Genomic DNA, 21,131 nt, shown 5'->3' with positions numbered 1-21,131 from the left:
TAATCAGTCGTCTAGTCAGAGAGTGTGGTCGCTGATGGTTTCCGTTGTCCCCCAAGAGCTTCCGGTCGCTGTGATCGGTGCCGGTCCGATCGGTTTGGCCGCTGCTGCGGAGTTAGTTGGCCGCGACCAGCAGGTCGTGGTGTTCGAGCAAGGCAACGAACCGGCCTCCGGGGTGCGGTCCTGGGGGCATGTGCGGTTGTTCTCCCCGTGGTCCGAACTGACCTCTCCAGCCGCGGAGAAACTGCTTGCACCCACCGGGTGGACGCCGCCGAATGGCAAGCGGTACCCGACCGGCACCGCGTGGATCACGAACTACCTCGCGCCGTTGGCGGCAGCCCTGGGCGACCGGGTCCGCACCGGTTCGACAGTGATCGGTGTGTCGCGACTGGACCGGGACCTGCTGGTGGAGTCCGGCCGCGAACAGCAACCCTTCGTGCTGCACGTGCAGTCCCCCGAGGGATCGATCGAGCGGGTATTCGCCCGCGCCGTGATCGACGCTACCGGCACGTTGAGTGTGCCGAACCCGCTGGGTTCGGAGGGATACCCGGTGTCCGGTGAGACCGCCCACGCCGACCGGATTCTGTACGGCATGCCGGACGCGACAGCGGACGGCAACCCGTGCGCCGGGAAGGCCGTCGCGGTCGTCGGCTCGGGCGCGTCAGCGCTCACGTCGCTGATCGCGCTCACCAGCGACGACGTCCACACCCCCGGGTCCCGGGTGGTGTGGGTGCTGCGCCGCGGGACGGTCGGTAACTCCTACGGCGGCGGCGACGCCGACGAACTCCCGGCACGCGGCGCCCTGGGCGCCCGGGTACGTGAAGCCGTCACCGCTGGCCGGATCGAGGTCGTCACCGGGTTCCGCACCATCGCCGTCGAAGACGCCCACACCAACAACGGCGACACCAACAACGGCAGCGGCGCTGATGGACGGGTTGTCTTGGTCTCTTCTGATGGTCGCCGTATCGAGGGCCTGGATCAGGTGGTGTGCGTGACCGGGTTCCGTCCCGACCTGTCGTTCCTGTCCGAGGTGCGCCTGGACCTGGATCAGCGGTTGCAGGCACCGGCCAAGCTCGCCCCGGAAATCGACCCGAACTGGCACTCCTGCGGGTCGGTGCAACCCCACGGGTATGACGTCCTGGCTCAACCCGAGGACGGCCTGTACCTGGCCGGAATGAAGTCCTACGGGCGCGCCCCGTCGTTCCTGGCGATGACCGGGTACGAGCAGGTCCGCTCCATCGCTGCCGCTTTGGCCGGCGACCTGGACGCCGCCGGCCAGGTGGAGCTCACCCTGCCCGACACCGGTGTCTGTGGCGGCGCGGGCTTGTTCGACTCCGAGGAAGGCTCCGGCGGCGGCTGCTGCGGCCCGGTCGGTCCGCAACCGGTCAGCCTCGGCGGCCTGTCCACCACGGGTGGTCCGTCCTGATGACCACCACGACGCAGGCGCCACCCCATGATGCGGTCGTCGGGAAACTGTCCACCTTGGACCGGTTCCTACCGCTCTGGATCGGCGCCGCCATGGTCGCCGGGATACTGCTCGGCCGCGCCATACCCGGCCTCGACGACGCGTTGAGCGCCGTTGACATCCAAGGCGTTTCACTGCCGATCGCGCTCGGGCTGCTGATCATGATGTACCCGGTCCTGGCCAAGGTCCGCTACGACAAATTGGACTCCGTCACCGGCGACCGGCGACTGCTAGTCACCTCGCTGGTGCTGAACTGGGTGCTCGGGCCGCTGCTGATGTTCACCCTCGCCTGGGTGTTCCTGCCCGACCTGCCCACCTACCGCACCGGGCTGATCATCGTCGGCCTCGCCCGGTGCATCGCCATGGTGATCATCTGGAACGACCTGGCCTGCGGCGACCGCGAAGCCGCCGCCGTGCTGGTCGCGATCAACTCCGTCTTCCAAGTCATCATGTTCGCCGTCCTCGGCTGGTTCTACCTGTCGGTGCTGCCCGGCTGGCTCGGCCTGCACCAAGAACACCTCAACGTCTCGGCGTGGAAGATCGCCGGGTCCGTCCTGGTGTTCCTCGGCATCCCGTTGTTGGCCGGGTACCTCTCCCGCCGGCTCGGGGAGAAAGCCAAGGGCCGCACTTGGTATGAGGAGAAGTTCCTGCCCCGGATCGGGCCCTGGGCCTTGTATGGCCTGTTGTTCACGATCGTCATTCTCTTCGCGTTGCAGGGCCACCAGGTCACCGGCCACCCGCTGGACGTGGCCCGGATCGCGCTCCCGCTACTGGTGTATTTCGCCCTCATGTGGGGCGGCGGGTACACCATCGGCAAAGCTGTGGGCCTGTCCTACGAACGCACCACCACGTTGGCGTTCACCGCCGCAGGTAACAACTTCGAACTGGCCATCGCCGTCGCGATCGCCACCTTCGGAGTCACCTCCGGACAAGCCCTCGCCGGTGTCGTCGGTCCCCTCATCGAGGTCCCGGTCCTGGTCGGGCTGGTCTACGTCTCCCTCGCCCTGCGCAACAGGTTCACCCACTCAACCCGGGAAAACATCAGTGCCTGAAATGAACCGGCCCGCAGTGCTGTTCGTGTGTGTGAAGAACGCCGGGAAGTCGCAGATGGCCGCCGCCATCACCCGCCATCTGGCACCCGAGGTCGCCGTGTTCTCCGCGGGCACCCGGCCAGGGACCGCACTGAACGAGGCATCTCGGGCGAGCGTCGAACGCATTGGTGCCACCATGAATGGCGAGAACCCAAAACGTGTTGATCCGGCCTTGCTCGGCACCGTTGACCGGGTCGTCCTCATCGGCGCCGAGGCCACGCTCGACCAACCATCGAAGGCACCGGTGGAACGTTGGGACACGATCGAGCCCTCCCGGGACGGGATCGAGGGAGATGAACGGATGGACCTGATCCGCGACGACATCACCAACAGGGTCCGCGACCTTCTCGCTCGGTTACGCACCGACGACAGCAAGTCCTGACGCGACTCGATCGCTGGGAACTGATGAACACCATCGACCGCAAGCCACCGATCCTGATCATCACGGTCAGAGGCAGTACCGAACCCGCCAGCGGGTCACGCCTGCTGACACCCATCGCCCGCCAGATCAGCCACCGGTACACCGGGGACGTGCAGATCCACAGCCTGCCCTACCCGGCGACGTTCGAAAGCTTCACCGCGACCTACCCGGCACACATCGACCTCGGGCAGAGCCCGACGATCGGTGTGCACAACCTGGTCTCGCTGCTCAACGACGAAGCAACCACCCGACCGCAGCGACGCACCGTTCTGCTCGGCTGGTCCCAAGGCGCCCAAGTCATCACCGACGCACTCGTGCCGCATGCGGCACGGTACGCAGGGATCGACGCACCGGACCTCGACCCCGCGGCCGTCGACCAGATCGCCGCTATTGCGTTGTTCGGCAACCCCACCTTCACGGCAGGCGAACCCCACAACGCAGGCGATCCCGCCCCCGGTGTCAGTGGGGTCATACCTCGCCAACCCGGCATGCTCAGCCCGCACGCGGACACAATCCGTGACTACTGCGCGCCAGGTGACATCTCGGCGCAAAACGCGCCAGGGTCAGATGTCGAGGGACACGTCGCGTACTTCCACAACGGCATGCCCGACCGGGCAGCCGAATTCGTGCTCAGCCGCCTCTAGAGAACGGCGATCATGGGTGGCGCGTGACTACCCACCGGCGGGCCGGGACGTGCACATGGAGCCCGGGCTGCCGGGATACATTGCCACCAGGGGCTGATCAGGAAGGATCTCTAACCTGACCGTGCAGATCGAGTTGCTCGTCGTACCGGATTGCCCGAACGAGGCCGCCGCTGCGGAACTGATTCGGGCGGCGGTGAGGAGCACGGGCGTGTCCGCGAACATCGCTCGCACAATCATCACCAACGACGAGGAAGGGAACGAGCGCGGTTTCACCGGCTCGCCGACCATCCTGCTCAACGGTGCTGATCCTTTCGCCAAGGCTGCCGCGCCCATCGCACTGGCTTGCCGGCTCTATGCCACCCCCACCGGGCTACGAACCGCCCGATCTATGCCGAGCCGTCAAACAAGCAGCCCACTCCTGAGCGAGCGCCAGGCAACCCTTGCTCGGACGTTTACACGAACCCGGCGCGCCAGTCCTTCCTCCTAGCTTGCATCCGGTACCTGAATCCAGGTCTATCGTCGAAGAATGAACGCAGCAGAACAGTTACCGGTGGACGCGACGTGGGCGCCTGCCGACGCGTGCACTCTGCCGACCGCGCAACGACCACTGCGGGTTGCCGAGTTCGACGGCCTGTTCGCGAAATCGCTGCACGACGTCGAGCAGCCCCGCCGAACCCGTGCACGGCTCCTCCTGGAAGGCAGCCTGGACCTACCAACGCAAGTGCAGGACCTGATCACCGGCGAGACGTCGTGCTGCTCGTTCTTCAACTTCACCGCCACGTCAACAACCGACCCTGATGCGCACACCGCACGTGTCGTGCTCGACGTTGAGGTGCCCGCAGAACGCGCCGACGTGCTCGCCGGGTTGGTCGATCGTGCCCGCGCCCAAGCCAACCCCTGACAGGACTAATCATGGCCGGGGCAGGCGCCCACCTGCTCGCCGGGCAGGTTGCGCGCCAGGCGGGCGTCAACAGAGAGACGCTGCGGTCCTACGAGCGCCGTGGCCTACTCGCTGCGCCCGACCGTAGCCCCGGTGGCCACCGCGTCTACGCCGACCAGGCCGTCACCACCCTGCGCATCATCAAGGCAGCGCAACGGCTCGGGTTCCGTGTGGAGGAGATCGCCGACCTGATCGACGTACGCCGTCACCGGCACGGACAGCGACCAGACCCCGGTCCACAGGCCAGAGCGACGGCCAAACTCACCGAGATCGATGCCCGCATCCACGGCCTTCAGACGATCCGCGCCAACCTCACCGACGCAGCCAACGCCGGATGTGACGACCTCACAACGTGCGCACAGACCGACTCCTGTCCCATCCCGTTCGTGGACATCGCCGCGCCCGCACCGGCCGAGGACACGCGATGAGCCCGACCCCTGCGCCATCGTCAGCTGCTCGGCGCCGGAGCCGCCGCCTGTGCCGCGCCAGTGTGGGGCTACTGGGGTCGTGGGTGCCGGAGCCGCCGCGACGGCGGCCACGTTCACCTTCGCCGGCATCGTGTTCGCCCTGGTCGTCGCGGGCCCACGGTCATATCTCTGCTCATCACCCGCTGGCAACGCGCCAAGAACGCAACGCCATGCATGTCGGCGACCAGCATGCGGTCCGTGAGGATCGAACGATCGATCGGGCGGACGGATGGATCCTGACCCCGGCTGAGAAGATGCCCATATGACGGTCGTTCGATCCCTGGCCCTGTTCGTACTGGCCGCCATCGCCGAGATCGGCGGAGCCTGGCTGGTCTGGCAAGGAGTACGCGAACACCGGGGCTGGATCTGGATCGGCGCCGGCGTCGCAGCCCTCGGCGCCTACGGCTTCGTAGCCACCCTCCAACCCGACTCCAACTTCGGACGCATCCTCGCCGCATACGGCGGCATCTTCGTCGCAGGGTCACTTGCCTGGGGCATGGTCGCCGACGGCTACCGCCCCGACCGGTGGGACGTCGCAGGGGCTCTCGTCTGCCTCATTGGCGTAGCCCTCATCATGTACGCCCCGCGAGCCAACTGACCCTCGACCAAAACCTGGCCATGTTACTCGTGAAGCAACTCACCCCCCGCACATCGATCGATAGAACCCGGGGGACGTCGTACGACCACCTCGCCGCTGAAGACCCCTGGTCTCCTGCGCTTCATCCCCGTGAGGAGCGGCGCTTCCAAGGAACATTACGGCCGCTAGCCGCCATCTGCAGGAAAATGGGGGAGTGTCAGAATTTCGGTGTTTCTGGCCCTGATTGATTAGTACTTCTCTGCCGTGGCCAGCGGCCCTCGAAGACGGTCGCGAACACGTTGAGTGCTGGCTTCCGTCTAATGGTCCACTGTCGATGGCCGGGGTGCCTTGAGAGAATGGCCTGCGCGTCGGTGCGAGTTGCTCGTACAGACCCTGACTGGCACGTGCTCATTCCACCGATCCAGCCACTGCAGGATCACCACACGGAGCCGTCCAGTGCGGCCAACTTGTCGGCCAAGAGCTTCTGACGTCCCTCTGCGGAACGCACGTACCGCAATGCTGCCTGCGCTGTGGAGTCGCCAAGGAACAACTGGACATCTGCCACGGTCCCGCCTTGCTGTGCGAGCAATGTGGCGCCCGTTGCCCGCAGATCATGGAAGCGCAGGGTTGGGCACCCCGCGGCCGACCTAGCTGCATACCAGCCGTTCCGCGCTCGCTGCTTGGCGGCTTGCTCGGGTGTCTCGGCGGGCTTTGGGGGAACTTTGCCGTAGAACGTTACCGGGGCGAGGTGCCCTCCGTTCTTCCCTGGAAATAGGAGTCCGTCCTGCCCGGTGACGAATGCTCTCATGTGCTTTTTGAGCGCGGGCAGTACGTTCGGCGGGATGATCTGGTCGCGGATACCCGCTTCGGACTTGGGAGATTTGACGCCGACGCCTTCGACCTTGCTGCGCGTCACCGAGCGACTGACCTGAATCACCTCCGCGACGAGGTTGATGTCGCGGCGCCGTAACTCCGCTATCTCGCTGTAGCGAAGTCCGGCCCAGCAACCAAGCAGCAGAATCAGCTCCCACTCGGGGCGAATGGTCATCAGCATCACTTTGAATTGCGCGCTGGTGGCCACTTGAGTTCGCTTCCGCGCGGGTGAGGTGCCGCCTCCACGCACGGCGAATGGATTGACTCTCCCGACCAATGGGCCATGAGCCGACGTCGCGGAGTTCAGCACAGCACGCGCCAGAGAGTAGGCGTGCGCTTTCGTGGTCTCTCCGGTAACTCCATTGAGGTTCTTACGTAGAGGGGTGAAGGCGTCATACCAAATATTCACTTGTGCCGGGGTGATCTCGTCCAGCAGGAGGTAACCGAACGTGGGCTCCAGGTAGTCGGCCAGCAACTGGTGGTAGTGGTCTCGGGTCCGAGGTGCCAACGACTTGCCCGACTTGTTCTTTCGCGAGTCAATCCATGCGGACGCGTACTCCCCGAAGGTAGGGGAGTGGTTCAAATCTGCTGCCAGCTCCTCCTTTCTTCGCTGCGCCGGGCTGGTCCAGGTGCTGGTGCTGATCAGTCTGCGTTCTGCTGCTAGCCAGGCCTCGGCGTCGAGGGTTGTCTCGAAGGTGTGATTGGCACGGTGCCGGACTGGCGTGACCGTGCCGGAGGCAGAAATCTTTGTGCGGCCGTCAGGGTCGTTGTACCACGCGGTGTAGCGACCGGAACGCTCCTGGTTTATGCGGCCGAACGCGCGCTTGCGAGCCTTCCTGGCAGTCCGTGACATGGCCCCTCCTGAGTGGATTTTGCACTACTTGTGCACTACTTCGGTGGACAGCAGAGGCAACGGTCGTCACCACCTGTCCACGTCAGAGTCCTGCATCGCCGCAGGTCAGAAGCATTTTACCCGGAAATTGCGCGTGCAGCCGAAATCCGAAGTTGAGTGGTTCGATCCCAGTATCGTCCACCAGCACGAAACAGCCCCTGACCTGCGGAAACGCAAGGCCAGGGGCTTTGTCGTGTGCGGCGCGTGCTACTCACGTGCTACTCACTTCCGGCTTCCTGGCGTCATAGGTGGACCCGGCAGCGCAGCAACGCTCCGGGTCCTGACGACAGAACAACGGAGGTTCTGACGTGGACACGATCCTACAAGCCGGGCAGTCGCTCGGGCTCCCTCTGCTGCTGCTCGGCATCGTCGCCGGTGCGCTGCGGCTTCACTCCAAGGTGTCGCTGTGAGGACCGCGACGGCCGATCCTTTCGACCAGCTCGACCGCGCTCTCGCTGACGTGCGCTACCTGTCCCGCCTCATCGCGCAAGCGACGGAGCAGGCTGAGAAGGGCGTTCCCTGCTCGGGCGGTGACACCTGGGGCGACGTCATCGCGCAACTGTCCCTCAGCCGCAACCGGTGTTCCGAGCGCGTGACCGAGCTACTGCGCAAGACCGCCAGCGAGCTGCCGGAGGCGCTGCGATGAATGACACGGACGAGGTACTCGTTCACGACCTGAACACAGGTCAGACATCGCGGTGCACCGAGGCTGACCTGGGCGACACGCTGCGGGGCATGTTTGAGGGGCACCCGGAAGTTCTCGCGGCATGTGACGTGCTGCACCGCCAGTGGGCTGCACGGAACTACGTCGGTTCACTGGAGGCGTTCCTCGGCGTCCGGGTCGACCGTGCCTGAGTCTCGCGTCCACGCGCGTAGGGCGACGACCTGACCAAACCATCCTCGCGGCTCTGTCTCTGGCGCTCGGCCGCAGGTGTTGCAGTTGCAACACCACTCACTCGATTGCGCCCCCGGCTAAGTCCATCCTCCGTGCCGGGCGGAGGCGTCCTCGATGCGGTCGCGAACGCATCGGGGGTCACGCGGCATAGCCTGCTCTCACACCGAGGGCGGGCTAGGGAATCGCTGATCTATTGACCAGTTGGCGCGCTCTACCTGGGAGGATCGGTGCGTGCCCGCGAGACCTGTGAGTGGACGGCAAGGTAGAGATCGTTTGTGCGTCGCACGCATCGTCTGAAGTCCGAGCGATGCGTCTATCTCGTGCTGAGGAGTGGGGATGACGGCAACGGTGTAGGTGTAAGGCTTCAGCTGGCAGCGTGCACCGCGCTGACTTCCTCTGACGCGTCATCGACCAGCAGGACATGGAGCGTGCGCGGGCCGTGTACGCCCTCTATCCGGCTCAGCTCGATGTCGCTGGTGGCGCTCGGTCCACTGATCCACGTGAGTGCCCGGTGGGCGTCGATCGCCGGCCTAAGCCTGCGCACCGCAGTCGGAACATCAGGTACGACTTGATCAGCCCGCACAACGCAAACGTGCACATCCGGGATCAGCGTCAGGGCCCGCCGTCCCTGGTTCCCGGAATGATCCAACACGATCGTGCCGGTGCCCGCGATCGCAATCGCTGCGCCGGTGACAACCGCGTCGACGTCGTCCAGCTCAGCGGTGGTCAATCTATTATCCCTGAGGATCTCTCCCGAAAAATGCGTGAGCCACGCAGTATCCATCTCGGCGGAAACCGCAACGCGCGAAGCCTTCGACGACACAAGTGACGCAGCGATGTGCTCGGCCAACGTGTCGTCGGTACAGCGGTTCACGATCGCTCGGTAGTCCTCGGTGATCTGGACGAACGTCTCGAGGATGCGAGTACGTTCGACGTGCGGTGATGACTGCTCCCGTTGGATCGGGCTGGGTGCGGACGTCACACTGTGTGCGCGGCGGATGCGCAGGAGGATGTCGTCCCTGGCACTGCTCATGATCGAGCGCCTTTCCCGGGCGTTGCTGCGTCAGGATGGGTTCGCTTCCACCACTGGGTGAACGTCTCGCGTGGAGGTGCAGGTGCGTCGCGCGCATCGGACCAAGCGGTTGCTGGCCACGGTAGGTGGCCGATGGTGGAGCGGCCTCGCAGGAGTCGAGCAGCCGTCGTGACGCCGTACTGCGCCGTGCTGAGGCGCTTGGAGTCGCCGAACACCCACGATGCGGCCTTCATGGCCGCGGCTTCCGCGCTCGGCAACCCGCTGCGGTGTTGGTCGACGACCTTCATCCGCAGCGCCACGAGCAGGGTGGGGATCTCGATGCGGACGGGGCAGACGTCGAAGCAAGCGCCGCACAGACTGGAGGCAAACGGTAGGGATTGGTCGATGGGGGTGCTCGTACCTCGCATTTCCGGGGTCAGAACGGCTCCGATGGGGCCGGGATAAACCGAGCCGTAGGAGTGTCCGCCGGCACGCTCGTAGACTGGGCACACGTTCAGGCAGGCGGAGCAGCGGATACAGCGCAGTGCTTGCCGTCCGATGTTGTCTTCGAGCACATGCGTGCGACCGTTGTCTAACAGGATCACATGCACTTCCTGCGGACCGTCCCCGGGTGTGACTCCAGTCCAGGTGGAAGTGTAGGGATTCATCCGTTCACCGGTGCTGGAGCGGGGGAGCAGCTGCATGAACGTGCCCAGGTCGTCCCAACTCGGCAGCACCTTCTCGATCCCGACGACGGAGATCAGCGTTTCTGGCAGGGTGAGGCACATCCGTCCGTTGCCCTCGGACTCCAGTACGACGAGGGTGCCAGTGTCGGCAATGGCGAAGTTGGCTCCGGAGATCGCGACCTTGGCACGAAGGAACTTCTCCCGCAGGTGTCGCCGTGCGGCCTCGGCAAGCTCGGCCGGCTCGTCGGTGAGATCTGCTGGTGCCGCACGACCCACCTTGCCCATCTCGGTGAGGAATATCTCTCGGATCTCGCTGCGGTTGCGGTGTATCGCGGGCACCAGAATGTGAGAGGAACGGTCGTGCCCAAGCTGGACGATCAGCTCGGCCAGGTCCGTTTCCCAGGCGTGCACGCCGGCTGCTTCCAACGCTTCGTTGAGTTCGATCTCCTGAGTGGCCATTGATTTGACCTTGACGACTTCGTCCGCGCCTTTTGCGTGCACCAGGGTGATCGCGATCTCGCAGGCTTCGTCGGCATCTCGTGCCCAGTGGACCTGTGCCCCGGCCGCTGTGAGATTCTCCTCCAACTGCACCAGGTAGTCCGCGAGATGGTCCAGTGCCTCATCCTTGGTCGTCGCGCCATCGAGACGCAGGGCCTCCCACTCCGGCAGTTCGTCCACGACCTCGGCGCGTTTGGCGCGGATCGTGTGGGTTGCCGTCTTCAGGTTGTGTCGTTGTACGGCGTTGTCTAAGGCCTCGCGGGCGAGTTTCGGGAACTTGGGCATGCCGACGAATGTCGGGGTGCTCTTGGCGGTCGGGTTACTCATGCGAGCTCCAGGCTGGGTCTTCTTGGGTCGAGGCGAGCACCTCTGCCAGGTGAAATGTGCGGACGCCGGCCCGCTGCCGGTGCAAAATCCCCCCGATATGTGTGAGACATGAGTTGTCGCTCGCCACCACGACTTCGGCGTCAGTCTCGCGGATGTGTCGCGCTTTATCTGACCCCATCGCCACCGAGACGTCCGCGTTCTTCATCGCGAAAGTCCCACCGAATCCACAACATTCCTCGCGCTCGGGCAGGTCGACAAGGGTGATGCCTCCGACTGCGCGCAGCAACTGAAGCGGTTTGTCACCCACGCGCAGCATCCGTAACGAGTGACAGGTCGGGTGATACGTGACGCGGTGCGGGAAGTAGGAGCCGACGTCGGTGACGCCGAGCACATCGACAAGGTACTCGGACAGCTCGTGCACCCGCGGCGTCATCGCTTCGACCTCGCGTACTAGTCCGGAATCACCGGTGCGGCGAGCAAGCATCAGATGCTGTTCCCTCACGGATCCGGTGCACGAACCAGATGGCGCGACGACGTGCTCATACGAGTCGAACACATCGATGAAAGCGCGCACGAGCGGCATGGCCTCGTCGGCATATCCGGTGTTGGTGAACATCTGCCCGCAGCATGTCTGCTTCTCGGGGAAATCGACTTGCACGCCGAGGCGCTCCAGCAGCTGCGTCGTGGCGATCGGTGTCCGGGGAAACATCGTGTCGTTGAAGCAGGTGGCGAAGAGCGCGACACGCGGTGACCCGGTCACGGCAGCATCCACGACAGCACAGGTGTTGACTGCAGCCCGATCAAGATGCAGATGACTATGAGCAAGCCGAGGGACCACAGGATGACCTTGCGGAAGATTGCTGACTCCTGCCCGACCAACCCGACCGAGACCGCGGCGATTGTAAGGTTCTGGGGGCTGATCATCTTGCCAACAACACCGCCTGCGGAGTTGCCAGCAACCAGCAGTGTCGGGTCGATGCCGGCTTTGCCTGCGGCTGTCTGCTGCAGGGTGGCGAACAACGCGTTGGAGCTGGTGTCCGAACCAGTCACGGCGGTGCCCAGCCAGCCAAGAATCGGTGATAGGAAGGCAAACGCTGCACCGGTTCCGGCGATCCAGGTGCCGATAGTGATGGTCTGACCGGAGAGCATCATCACATAGGCCAGAGCGAGCACGGATGCGACGGTGACGAAGGCGAACTTCAGCTTGACCGCGGTGTCGACGAATTCGCGGCTCCACTGCCGGGCAGTCACTCCGTACGCTGCCGCGGTGATCACCGAGCAGATGATCAGTAGCGAGCCGGGGGAGGATAGCCAGGGAAAGCTGTAGGTCGTGGTGGTGCTGACTGCGCCGGCCGGAGTCAGCACATGCCCGTCCAGCCCCGGCCAGGGGATCTTCACGTTGGTGTCTGCCAGTGCATCTTTGATCGGATCGATCAGTGCACTCCCAGCAAAGACCGCGATCACCAGCAGGTAGGGCAATAGCGCCATGAGGATCCGTCCGGCGGTGAGGTCCTTGGCCCGTTGATCCATTTCCTCGGCCGAGGTGAATGCCACGTCGTCGGTCGCGATCGCGGTGCCTCCGGCCGTACCGTCGTTCCCATTGCTCACGAGGGCGAGATCCTTCTGACGGGCGATAGTGAGCGACTCGACGGCGTCGTCGCGACCCTCTGGCTGCCAGAGGCGCAGCATGATCACGGCAGCGGCAAGGCCGACAAGGGAGGCAATTACGTCGGTGAGTTCGACCGATATGAAGGTCGCCGATACCCACTGAGTAATGCCGAAGGCGAGGCCGACCACGAGCGCAACCGGCCAGGTCTGTCGTAGTCCACGCCGACCGTCGACGAGGAAGACCAGCATCAATGGGACGATGCAGGCGAGCACCGGAGTCTGGTGACCGACATAGGCGCCCACCGTGTTGTAGTCGATTCCGGTGAGGTTACCGGCCGTGATGATTGGTATGCCAATGGCGCCGAATGCGACCGGTGCGGTGTTGGCCAGCAGTGCGACCGCAGCGGCACGCAGCGGCGAGAATCCGACGGCAATCAGCATCACGCCAGTGATGGCCACCGGTGCGCCGAACCCAGCGAGTGCCTCCAGCAACGCGCCGAAGCAGAACGCGATGATGATGGCCTGAACCCTCGGATCGTCCGACACGAGGTGGAAGGCTGCACGGAGGTCCTCGAATCGTCCGCTGACAACCGTGATCTGGTAGAGCGTGATCGCGCTGAAGACGATCCACATAATCGGTAGTAGCCCATAGGCAGCACCTTCGGAAGCTGTCAGCAGGGCAAGCGAGAACGGCATCTTGAACGCGACGATCCCCACGATGAGGGCGATGGCGACGGCGGCCAGGCCGGCCCGGTGCGCCTTCCATTTCAAGAAGCCGAGCGTGACGAAGATGCTCAGCAGCGGCAAGATTGCTACGAGTGCGGACAAGAAGAGACTGTCGCTCACCGGTGTGAGGGGCGGACGGTAAAGAGTCTGCACGGTGCATCTCCGATGTGTGGGAATTGGCTCGGCGGGAACATCGGACCAGAAGGTAGCGCGGGGATACCTGCCTTTGTGGCTGGATCCGTTCACCGTGCGCGTTCCAGACGGCGCCGAGTACGGGGATGGGCGACGCGTTGGGGTAGCGAAACATGCTGCTGTCGTTCATGTTTCGGTCATTCACAGCGTAGTCACGACGAAACGGGTTCCGGTGATTTCAGTCGGCATGTGGCGGGTGCCTTCTGACCGTCGTCCGAGCACGTTTCGAGGCCGACCCGACAAGTGGACAGACCACACGTCTGGTCAGGTGCGGAATGGTCCTCGTCGTTGACCACACCACGGTGAGTGGCAGCATCACCGATGAACGTCGGATCAGCCCGCGCTGTTGCCCACGGCCTGGATCCGGTCACGACGCAGATTCGTCGCGTGGGTACGGGGTAGTCCCGGAAACGAAACCCGTTCTCCTAGAGAGGCATCCGACTGTGGGTGATGACGCGATCACAGTCGCGCGTTAGTCGCCTAGACACGAACTCGGCGAGCCGCAGTCTGACGAACCTCCATGACTCCCACATTGGGCGTTGCGCAGTTTCAAGTCGTGGCTCGGTGACGGCGTGTTTTAGGTTCCTTGACATCAACCTTTCGCGCTCGCTTAGTTGGGCGCACCTCACGTACGGCGGACATCGCCTCTCGCTCTTTCCCTGGCAAGGGCGTGAGTGAGGCAAAGAAGTGTCTGGTGCAGCCCTCGACGGTTCCTCGGGGGTGCGAACCCGGAGTCCGATCGCAGGACACGAAAGGCGAAGTGAGCACATGACGCAGCAACCTGATTCCGATACGACCGAGACACGAGAGTGGCTCGATGCATTCGACTCGGTGCGAGAGTTCGACGGCCCAGGACGGGCCGGATTCCTCATCGAGGAGTTGTTCAGCGAAGCCCAGCGGTCTGGAGTCTCGGTGCCCTACTCGGCCAACACGCCATACCTCAACACGATTCCTCCGGACCGGGAGCCGGACTATCCGGGCGACCTGGCGCTCGAGCGCCGGATCCGGGCGTTGGGCCGGTGGAACGCTGCGGCATTAGTGCTGCGGGCGAACAAGGAAAGCTCCGAACTTGGCGGCCATATAGCCAGTTATCAATCACTGGCCACGTTGTTCGACGTCGGCTACGAGCACTTCTGGCACGCCCCAGGGCAGTCGCACGGTGGCGACCCCGTGTTGATCCAAGGCCATTCCTCACCGGGACTCTACGCGCGTGCCTTCTTGGAGGGACGACTGTCCGAGGAGCAGTTGTTGAACTTCCGCGAAGAAGTCGGAGGCAATGGTCTCTCGTCATATCCCCACCCGTGGTTGATGCCCGAATTCTGGCAGTTCCCGACGGTGTCAATGGGCTTGGGACCGTTGATGGCGATCTATCAGGCGCGCTTCCTCAAGTACGCGCACTCACGCGGTCTCGCGGACACCGCCGGGCGGCATGTGTGGGCGTTCCTCGGAGACGGGGAGATGGACGAGCCGGAGTCCTCTGGCGCGCTCGGCTTGGCTGGACGGGAGCGTCTGGACAACCTCATCTTCGTCGTGAACTGCAACTTGCAACGGCTCGACGGGCCGGTTCGCGGCAACGGCAAGGTCATCCAGGAGTTGGAAGCCCTATTCCGCGGTGCGGGATGGAACGTGATCAAGGCCATCTGGGGCTCAGGCTGGGATGCGTTGCTCGCCGCCGACACGTCTGGACTACTGCTCAAGCGGATGGAGGAGTGTGTCGACGGTGAGTATCAGGACTACAAATCCAAGAACGGTGCATACGTGCGTGAACACTTCTTCGGCGCGTACCCCGAGTTGCTCAAGTCAGTTGAGCACCTCAGCGATGACCAGATCTGGGCACTATCGCGCGGTGGTCACGACCCGAAGAAGGTGTATGCCGCCTACGCGGCTGCGGTCGCACACACCGGTCAGCCGACGGTGATCCTTGCCAAGACCGTCAAGGGATACGGGATGGGGGAGGCCGGCGAGGGTCAGAACATCGCGCACTCAGCCAAGAAGATGGGCTTCGAGGCGCTGCGTGCGTTCCGCGACCGGTTCGACCTTCCAGTGCCGGACGACCAGTTGGAAGCGGTGCCGTTCCTCCGGCCACCGGACGACAGTCCGGAGCTGACCTATCTGCGCGAGCACCGTGCGCGGCTCGGAGGTTATCTGCCGGTCCGTCGGCCGCGTTCGACGCAGACCTTGGCGGTCCCAGAGCTGACCGCGTTCGGAAACCAGCTGAAGGGCACTGGCGATCGGGAGATCTCCACCACCATGGCGTTCGTTCGGATCCTCAACACTCTGATGCGGGACAAGAAGGTCGGAAAGCACGTGGTGCCGATAGTTCCCGACGAGTCGCGGACGTTCGGTATGGAAGGCATGTTCCGGCAGTTCGGAATCTGGTCCCAGGTCGGGCAGCTGTACCAGCCCGAGGACGCCAACCAGTTGATGTTCTACCGGGAGGGTCAGGACGGCCAGTTCCTCCAGGAGGGTCTGAACGAGGCAGGGGCGATGGCGTCATGGATCGCGGCGGCCACGGCGTACAGCGTCTCCGACCTGCCGATGATCCCGTTCTTCATCTACTACTCGATGTTCGGCTTCCAGCGCTTCGGTGATCTGGCGTGGGCGGCGGGCGACTCGCGGGCGCGAGGTTTCATCCTGGGTGCCACCGCCGGGCGCACGACATTGAACGGTGAGGGTCTGCAGCACGAGGACGGGCACAGTCACATTCAGTCCTCGATCATTCCCAACTGCGTCTCCTACGATCCGACCTTCTCCTACGAGGTCGCGGTCATCGTCGCCGACGGCCTACGGCGCATGTTCACCGAGCAGGAGGACGTCTATTACTACATCACCCTGATGAACGAGAACTACATGCACCCCGACATGCCCGAAGGGGCGGAGGACGGGATCCGCAAAGGGATGTATCTCTTCCGGGAGGGCGACGGCGCGAAGCGTGCACCGCGTGTGCAGTTGCTGGGCAGCGGCACCATCTTGCGCGAGGTGATCGCCGGTGCCGACCTGCTCGCAGAAGACTTCGGTGTGGCTTCCGATGTGTGGAGTTGCCCGAGCTTCACCGAACTCGCTCGCGACGGTATGGCGGCGCATCGATGGAACATGTTGCACCCGACACTGCCCCGTCGGGACAGTTACGTGGAGGCGGAACTCGCGACCCGGCCCACTGGTCCGGTGATCGCATCCACCGACTACGTGCGCGCCTTCGCCGACCAGATTCGCCCGTTCGTTAAGCGGCCGTACCGAGTGCTCGGAACTGATGGTTACGGAAGGTCGGACTACCGGCGGCGACTGCGGCGGTTCTTCGAGATCGATAGGCACTACGTGGTGGTGGCGGCCCTGTCCGAGTTGGCCGCGATGAATGAAGTCCCGACATCAACGGTGGCCGAGGCGATCGCCAAGTACGGCATCGACCCTGACACCCCCAACCCACTGACCATCTGACGGAAGGGCCCAACCATGACAGCTGCAACCGAGGTGCCGGTCCCCGACATCGGTGACTTCTCTGACGTGCCGATCATTGAGATTCACGTGTCCACTGGGGACCGGGTCAACGCCGAGGACCCGTTGGTGACCTTGGAGTCGGACAAGGCCACGATGGACGTGCCTGCGCCGCTTGATGGCGAGGTCGTCGAGGTGCTGGTCAGTGAAGGTGACCGGGTCAGCGAAGGCACGCCGATAGTGAAGATCGAACCCGGCGAGGGCACTTTGACCAGCCCGCCGTCGCTGTTGTCGCAGCATGAGCCCGAGCCCGAGTCGACACCGACACCCTCGCCAGCGACAGCTCCGGCGCCGGCAACGGCTGCCGCACCGGATGCGGTGCAAGGGGCCGGGCCAGGCGACGTACACGCGGGTCCGGGCGTGCGCCGCGCCGCACGCGAGTTGGATGTCGACCTCTCGACGGTGACCGGAACCGGTCCCAAGGGCAGGATCACCAAGGACGACCTGATCGCCGCACTGTCCGGGCCGGGCGCGTCGGCCGGTGCGGTTGCCGCGGGCACGGGCATCCCAGAGATTCCAGCTCAGGACTTCGCACAGTTCGGTCCCGTCCAGACACTTCCGTTGTCGCGAATCAAGAGGCTGTCTGGCCCGTTCCTGCACCGGTCCTGGCTGAACCTGCCGCACGTGACACATCACGACGAGGCAGACATCACAGACCTAGAGGCCTATCGGAAACAGCTGGACACTGATGGCAAAGCGGCCCCGGAGCCTTATCGAGTCACGCTGCTGGCCTTTCTCGTGAAGGCCGCAGTGGCGACGCTGAAGGAGTTCCCGGAGGTCAACAGTTCACTGTCGCCGGACAAGGACGCGCTGATCGTCAAGGACTACTACCACATCGGGATTGCTGTCGACACACCGGACGGCCTGGTCGTGCCCGTCGTGCGCGACGCCGATCGCAAGGGTGTGCTGGAGCTGTCCCGAGAGTTCGGATCGATCTCGTCCCGGGCCCGGGACGGCAAGCTTTCCCCGACAGATATGTCCGGTGGCACCTTCACCATCTCCAGCCTTGGAGGCATCGGCGGCACGGCGTTCACCCCCATCGTCAACGCACCCGAGGTGGCGATCCTCGGCGTCGTGCGATCCCGGACGGTGCCGGTCTGGAACGGCGCCGAGTTCATCCCTCGGCTGGTGCTGCCAATTTCGTTGTCCTACGACCACCGGGTGATCGACGGTGCGCTGGCAGCGCGGTTCTCCCGCAAGCTGTGCCAGCGGCTCGAAGATGTCCGCCGGCTCATCCTCTAAGACGGGAGTCTCGCATGAGTGTGCAGCAAGTCAGTGTCCCCGACATCGGAGACTTCTCGGACGTGCCGATCATCGAGATCCATGTCCAGCCCGGCGACCGCGTGGCCATGGAGGATCCACTGGTCACGCTCGAGTCCGACAAAGCGACGATGGACGTTCCCGCGCCGGTCGCCGGCACCGTGTCGGAGCTCCGGGTCGAGGTAGGTGACACCGTGTCCGAAGGGACGGTGATCCTGCTGGTCGAGGCCGCGGCCTCGACCACCGCCGCCCAGTCACCGGAGAAACAAACAGCGCCCGCGGCCGCACCCGTAGCGGCCGCCGCTACGGGCAGCGACGTCCATGCCGAGGTACTCGTGCTCGGTGGTGGACCCGGCGGCTACAGCGCAGCGTTCCGCGCTGCCGACCTGGGCAAGCAGGTGGCGCTGGTCGAACGGTGGGACACCCTGGGCGGCGTTTGCCTGAACGTCGGCTGTATCCCGTCGAAGGCGCTGCTCCACGCCGCCAAGGTTGTCGCCGAGACCCGGGAGATGGCCGAGCACGGGCTGTCCTTCGGCGATCCGTCCATCGACCTGGCCCAATTGCGCGGCTGGAAAGACGGCATCGTCGGTCGGCTCACCGGAGGGCTGGCGGCCCTGGCGAAGCAACGAAACGTCCGCGTCATCCGTGGTGCCGGTACATTCACCTCACAGCACCAGGTCGAGGTCACTGCCGACGACGGGAGTGCCTCCACGGTCAGCTTCGATCAAGCGATCATCGCCGCCGGCTCGGAGCCGGTCACGCTACCGTTCGTGCCCGAAGACGATCCACGCGTGATCGATTCCACCGGCGCCTTGGACCTGGCCGACATACCCGGCCGGCTGCTGGTCCTCGGCGGCGGAATCATCGGTCTTGAGATGGCCACGGTCTACCACGAGCTGGGCGCCTCGATCACCGTTGTCGAGTTGATGGACCAGTTGATCCCGGGCGCGGACAAGGACATCGTCAGGCCACTGACCCGCTGGGTCACCAAGCGTTACGAGAACGTCTTCCTGGGCACCAAGGTCGCGAGTGTGGAACCCACACCCGACGGTTTGAAGGTGAGCTTCGAGGGTGGAAAGGCCCCGGACACCGACACGTTCGACCGAGTTCTGGTTGCGGTCGGTCGTACTCCCAACGGGAGGCTGATCGGAGCGCAGAACGCCGGGGTGCAGGTCGACGAGCGCGGGTTCGTGCCGGTAGACCATCAGCAGCGGACGAATGTTGCACACATCTTCGCGATCGGCGACATCGTCGGCCAGCCGATGCTCGCGCACAAAGCGGTGCACGAGGGTCACGTCGCAGCCGAGGTTGCGGCCGGGCAGAACTCCGCGTTCGACGCGCGGTGCATTCCCTCGGTCGCCTACACCGATCCGGAGGTTGCCTGGGTCGGCGTGACCGAACAACAGGCCACGGCGGACGGCACGGCATACGGCAAGGGCGTGTTCCCCTGGGCAGCCAGCGGCAGGTCCTTGTCCCTCGGGCGGGACGAAGGTATGACGAAGCTCCTGTTCGACCAGGACACTGCCCGGGTCATCGGCTGCGGGATCGTCGGCCCGAACGCGGGCGAACTCATTACCGAGGCGGCGCTGGCCATCGAGATGGGGGCCGACGCCGCCGACTTGGCACTGACGATCCACCCACACCCCACGCTCTCCGAGAGCGTGGGCATGGCAGCGGAAGCATTCGAGGGCACGATTACGGACCTGTACCTGCCGCGGAAGAGCTGACACTCCCTCCTCAAGACGCACTGCGACCCACGGAGTGACGTGCCGCTGCCGCCTGCCCTCTTCTGCTGGCCGGGTGCGTTCGGCATTGACCATCGACGTCGACCCGCACGGTGTCGACGACACACACTGATAGGAGATTCTCATGCCAGGTTCGGTCATCATCGGTGGTGCGCGCACCCCGATCGGCAAGCTCGGCGGGGCACTCAAAGGCTTCACCGCAATGCAGCTCGGCGGGTTCGCCATCCGCCGAGCATTGGAACGCGTCGGCCTCAGCGGTGACCAGGTCGACCACGTGATCATGGGGCACGTCATCCAGGCGGGAGCTGGTCAGATCACCGCTCGACAGGCGGCCGTCAATGGCGGCATCCCTATGTCGGTCCCCGCTTTGACGGTGAACAAGGTCTGCCTGTCCGGGCTGAACGCCATCGCACTGGCGGACCAGTTGATCGGTTATGGCGAGTTCGACGTCGTGGTCGCCGGCGGCATGGAGTCGATGAGCAACGGTCCGTACTTGCTCCCCGGCGCCCGTGCCGGGTACCGCTATGGCGATTCATCGTTGGTCGACGCCACCGCACACGATGCACTCTTCTGCGCATTCGACCACCGGGGGATGGGCGACTCCACCGATCTGTACGCCAAGGAGCGCAACATCTCCCGGGAGGACCAGGATGAGTTCTCCGCGATGTCCCACCAGCGTGCATCCGCCGCAGCGAAGAACGGCATATTCGCTGACGAGATCGTCCCCGTCGACGTCCCGCAACGTCGCGGCGACCCGACCCGGGTGAGCGAGGACGAAGGAGTGCGACCGCAGACAACTGCAGACTCACTAGCGAAGTTGCGCCCGGCGTTCGCGACGGACGGCACCATCACCGCAGGCTCCGCGAGCCAGATCTCGGACGGCGCCGCCGCTGTGGTCGTCGCCAGCCGGGACAAGGCCGAAGAACTCGGTGCCACAGTGCTGGCAGAGATCGGCGCGCACGGCACAGTGGCCGGCCCGGACGCCTCACTGCTGTCCCAGCCGTCGAACGCGATTGCCAGGGCACTCGACCGCGAGGGACTCGCCGCCTCGGACATCGATCTGTTCGAGATCAACGAGGCCTTCGCTGCCGTGGCCTTGCAGTCCATGCGTGACCTCGGTATCAGCACAGACAACACCAACGTCAACGGCGGCGCGATCGCGATGGGTCATCCCGTCGGCATGTCCGGCGCCCGGATGGCGCTACACCTCGCACTTGAATTAGGACGCCGTGGAGGCGGCGTCGGTGCCGCCGGACTGTGCGGCGGCGGCGGCCAAGGCGAGGCTTTGATCCTTCGAGTCAACGACTGAAAGGAGCCGAATCT

Annotated in this window: 18 protein-coding genes; 13 read left to right on the top strand and 5 right to left on the bottom strand. The window is 64.6% G+C overall.

The genetic code is table 11. The annotated features are described in order from the left end of the window. The first annotated feature begins 34 nt into the window (after positions 1–34). From FHU39_RS10055 to FHU39_RS10020, 8 genes are all read left to right on the top strand, one after another. On the top strand, positions 35–1,423 hold the full coding sequence (locus FHU39_RS10055; protein ID WP_183320213.1) for an FAD-dependent oxidoreductase: 1,389 nt from the start codon (positions 35–37) through the stop codon (positions 1,421–1,423). Next, positions 1,423–2,514, top strand: coding sequence for an ACR3 family arsenite efflux transporter (arsB, locus tag FHU39_RS10050; RefSeq protein WP_183320212.1), 1,092 nt, complete (start codon positions 1,423–1,425; stop codon positions 2,512–2,514). Before FHU39_RS10055 ends, arsB begins: the two co-directional genes overlap by 1 nt. 1 nt (position 2,515) lies before the next feature. Next, positions 2,516–2,935 (top strand): arsenate-mycothiol transferase ArsC, encoded by a 420-nt coding sequence (locus FHU39_RS10045; protein ID WP_183320211.1) that lies wholly within the window; start codon positions 2,516–2,518, stop codon positions 2,933–2,935. A 23-nt stretch (positions 2,936–2,958) separates the two neighbouring features. After that, entirely contained in the window at positions 2,959–3,618 is a 660-nt protein-coding gene (locus FHU39_RS10040) for a cutinase family protein (RefSeq protein WP_183320210.1), read from the top strand. Positions 3,619–3,739: 121 nt separating this feature from the next. Beyond that, entirely contained in the window at positions 3,740–4,105 is a 366-nt protein-coding gene (locus tag FHU39_RS10035) for a hypothetical protein (protein ID WP_183320209.1), read from the top strand. 39 nt (positions 4,106–4,144) lie between these two features. After that, a complete protein-coding gene (locus tag FHU39_RS10030; RefSeq protein ID WP_183320208.1) occupies positions 4,145–4,519 on the top strand; it encodes a hypothetical protein in 375 nt (124 codons plus the stop codon). 11 nt (positions 4,520–4,530) lie between these two features. Beyond that, positions 4,531–4,986: a MerR family transcriptional regulator gene (locus tag FHU39_RS10025; RefSeq protein ID WP_183320207.1), complete on the top strand. Its 456-nt coding sequence runs from the start codon at positions 4,531–4,533 to the stop codon at positions 4,984–4,986. 301 nt (positions 4,987–5,287) lie between these two features. Beyond that, positions 5,288–5,623, top strand: a complete 336-nt coding sequence (locus FHU39_RS10020; RefSeq protein ID WP_183320206.1) for a YnfA family protein — start codon at positions 5,288–5,290, stop codon at positions 5,621–5,623. 415 nt (positions 5,624–6,038) lie between these two features. On the opposite strand, the gene FHU39_RS10015 is transcribed toward FHU39_RS10020, so the two are convergent. Next, entirely contained in the window at positions 6,039–7,328 is a 1,290-nt protein-coding gene (locus tag FHU39_RS10015) for a tyrosine-type recombinase/integrase (RefSeq protein WP_183320205.1), read from the bottom strand. Between the two features lie 445 nt (positions 7,329–7,773). On the opposite strand from FHU39_RS10015, the gene FHU39_RS10010 reads away from it, so the two are divergent. Further along, positions 7,774–8,013: a hypothetical protein gene (locus FHU39_RS10010; protein ID WP_183320204.1), complete on the top strand. Its 240-nt coding sequence runs from the start codon at positions 7,774–7,776 to the stop codon at positions 8,011–8,013. 613 nt (positions 8,014–8,626) lie between these two features. Here FHU39_RS10010 and FHU39_RS10005 read toward each other — a convergent pair. From FHU39_RS10005 to FHU39_RS09990, 4 genes are read right to left on the bottom strand one after another with little or no spacing between them, the layout of a single operon-like run. Continuing rightward, positions 8,627–9,295: a LutC/YkgG family protein gene (locus FHU39_RS10005; protein ID WP_183320203.1), complete on the bottom strand. Its 669-nt coding sequence runs from the start codon at positions 9,293–9,295 to the stop codon at positions 8,627–8,629. Beyond that, on the bottom strand, positions 9,292–10,785 hold the full coding sequence (locus FHU39_RS10000; protein WP_183320202.1) for a lactate utilization protein B: 1,494 nt from the start codon (positions 10,783–10,785) through the stop codon (positions 9,292–9,294). The genes FHU39_RS10005 and FHU39_RS10000 overlap by 4 nt, the downstream gene beginning before the upstream one ends. Further along, entirely contained in the window at positions 10,778–11,557 is a 780-nt protein-coding gene (locus FHU39_RS09995) for a (Fe-S)-binding protein (protein ID WP_343065874.1), read from the bottom strand. The genes FHU39_RS10000 and FHU39_RS09995 overlap by 8 nt, the downstream gene beginning before the upstream one ends. Then, a complete protein-coding gene (locus FHU39_RS09990; protein WP_343065805.1) occupies positions 11,542–13,239 on the bottom strand; it encodes an L-lactate permease in 1,698 nt (565 codons plus the stop codon). Before FHU39_RS09990 ends, FHU39_RS09995 begins: the two co-directional genes overlap by 16 nt. 840 nt (positions 13,240–14,079) lie before the next feature. On the opposite strand from FHU39_RS09990, the gene aceE reads away from it, so the two are divergent. The 4 genes from aceE to FHU39_RS09970 all read left to right on the top strand — a co-directional run bounded on the left by aceE (position 14,080) and on the right by FHU39_RS09970 (position 21,117). Continuing rightward, on the top strand, positions 14,080–16,746 hold the full coding sequence (aceE, locus tag FHU39_RS09985) for a pyruvate dehydrogenase (acetyl-transferring), homodimeric type (RefSeq protein WP_183320200.1): 2,667 nt from the start codon (positions 14,080–14,082) through the stop codon (positions 16,744–16,746). A 15-nt stretch (positions 16,747–16,761) separates the two neighbouring features. Then, complete coding sequence (locus FHU39_RS09980) at positions 16,762–18,045, top strand: 2-oxo acid dehydrogenase subunit E2 (RefSeq protein WP_183320199.1); 1,284 nt, start codon at positions 16,762–16,764, stop codon at positions 18,043–18,045. A 14-nt stretch (positions 18,046–18,059) separates the two neighbouring features. Further along, entirely contained in the window at positions 18,060–19,790 is a 1,731-nt protein-coding gene (lpdA, locus tag FHU39_RS09975; RefSeq protein WP_183320198.1) for a dihydrolipoyl dehydrogenase, read from the top strand. A gap of 142 nt (positions 19,791–19,932) precedes the next feature. Then, positions 19,933–21,117, top strand: coding sequence for an acetyl-CoA C-acetyltransferase (locus FHU39_RS09970; RefSeq protein ID WP_183320197.1), 1,185 nt, complete (start codon positions 19,933–19,935; stop codon positions 21,115–21,117). Positions 21,118–21,131: the final 14 nt, after the last annotated feature.

Source organism: Flexivirga oryzae (genome assembly GCF_014190805.1).
GTDB lineage: Bacteria > Actinomycetota > Actinomycetes > Actinomycetales > Dermatophilaceae > Flexivirga > Flexivirga oryzae.
Note: the sequence above shows the minus strand (reverse complement) of the source record. Positions and strands in the feature narration are given on the sequence as shown.

What these genes read in the sequence shown, in the direction of transcription:
- FHU39_RS10025 (WP_183320207.1), top strand. Translation starts at nt 4,531, where the DNA reads ATGGCCGGGGCAGGCGCCCACCTGCTCGCCGGGCAGGTTGCGCGCCAG.
- FHU39_RS10000 (WP_183320202.1), bottom strand. Translation starts at nt 10,785, where the DNA reads ATGAGTAACCCGACCGCCAAGAGCACCCCGACATTCGTCGGCATGCCC.
- FHU39_RS10030 (WP_183320208.1), top strand. Translation starts at nt 4,145, where the DNA reads ATGAACGCAGCAGAACAGTTACCGGTGGACGCGACGTGGGCGCCTGCC.
- FHU39_RS10045 (WP_183320211.1), top strand. Translation starts at nt 2,516, where the DNA reads ATGAACCGGCCCGCAGTGCTGTTCGTGTGTGTGAAGAACGCCGGGAAG.
- aceE (WP_183320200.1), top strand. Translation starts at nt 14,080, where the DNA reads ATGACGCAGCAACCTGATTCCGATACGACCGAGACACGAGAGTGGCTC.
- FHU39_RS09980 (WP_183320199.1), top strand. Translation starts at nt 16,762, where the DNA reads ATGACAGCTGCAACCGAGGTGCCGGTCCCCGACATCGGTGACTTCTCT.
- FHU39_RS09970 (WP_183320197.1), top strand. Translation starts at nt 19,933, where the DNA reads ATGCCAGGTTCGGTCATCATCGGTGGTGCGCGCACCCCGATCGGCAAG.
- arsB (WP_183320212.1), top strand. Translation starts at nt 1,423, where the DNA reads ATGACCACCACGACGCAGGCGCCACCCCATGATGCGGTCGTCGGGAAA.
- FHU39_RS10020 (WP_183320206.1), top strand. Translation starts at nt 5,288, where the DNA reads ATGACGGTCGTTCGATCCCTGGCCCTGTTCGTACTGGCCGCCATCGCC.
- FHU39_RS10005 (WP_183320203.1), bottom strand. Translation starts at nt 9,295, where the DNA reads ATGAGCAGTGCCAGGGACGACATCCTCCTGCGCATCCGCCGCGCACAC.
- FHU39_RS10055 (WP_183320213.1), top strand. Translation starts at nt 35, where the DNA reads ATGGTTTCCGTTGTCCCCCAAGAGCTTCCGGTCGCTGTGATCGGTGCC.
- FHU39_RS10040 (WP_183320210.1), top strand. Translation starts at nt 2,959, where the DNA reads ATGAACACCATCGACCGCAAGCCACCGATCCTGATCATCACGGTCAGA.
- FHU39_RS10015 (WP_183320205.1), bottom strand. Translation starts at nt 7,328, where the DNA reads ATGTCACGGACTGCCAGGAAGGCTCGCAAGCGCGCGTTCGGCCGCATA.
- lpdA (WP_183320198.1), top strand. Translation starts at nt 18,060, where the DNA reads ATGAGTGTGCAGCAAGTCAGTGTCCCCGACATCGGAGACTTCTCGGAC.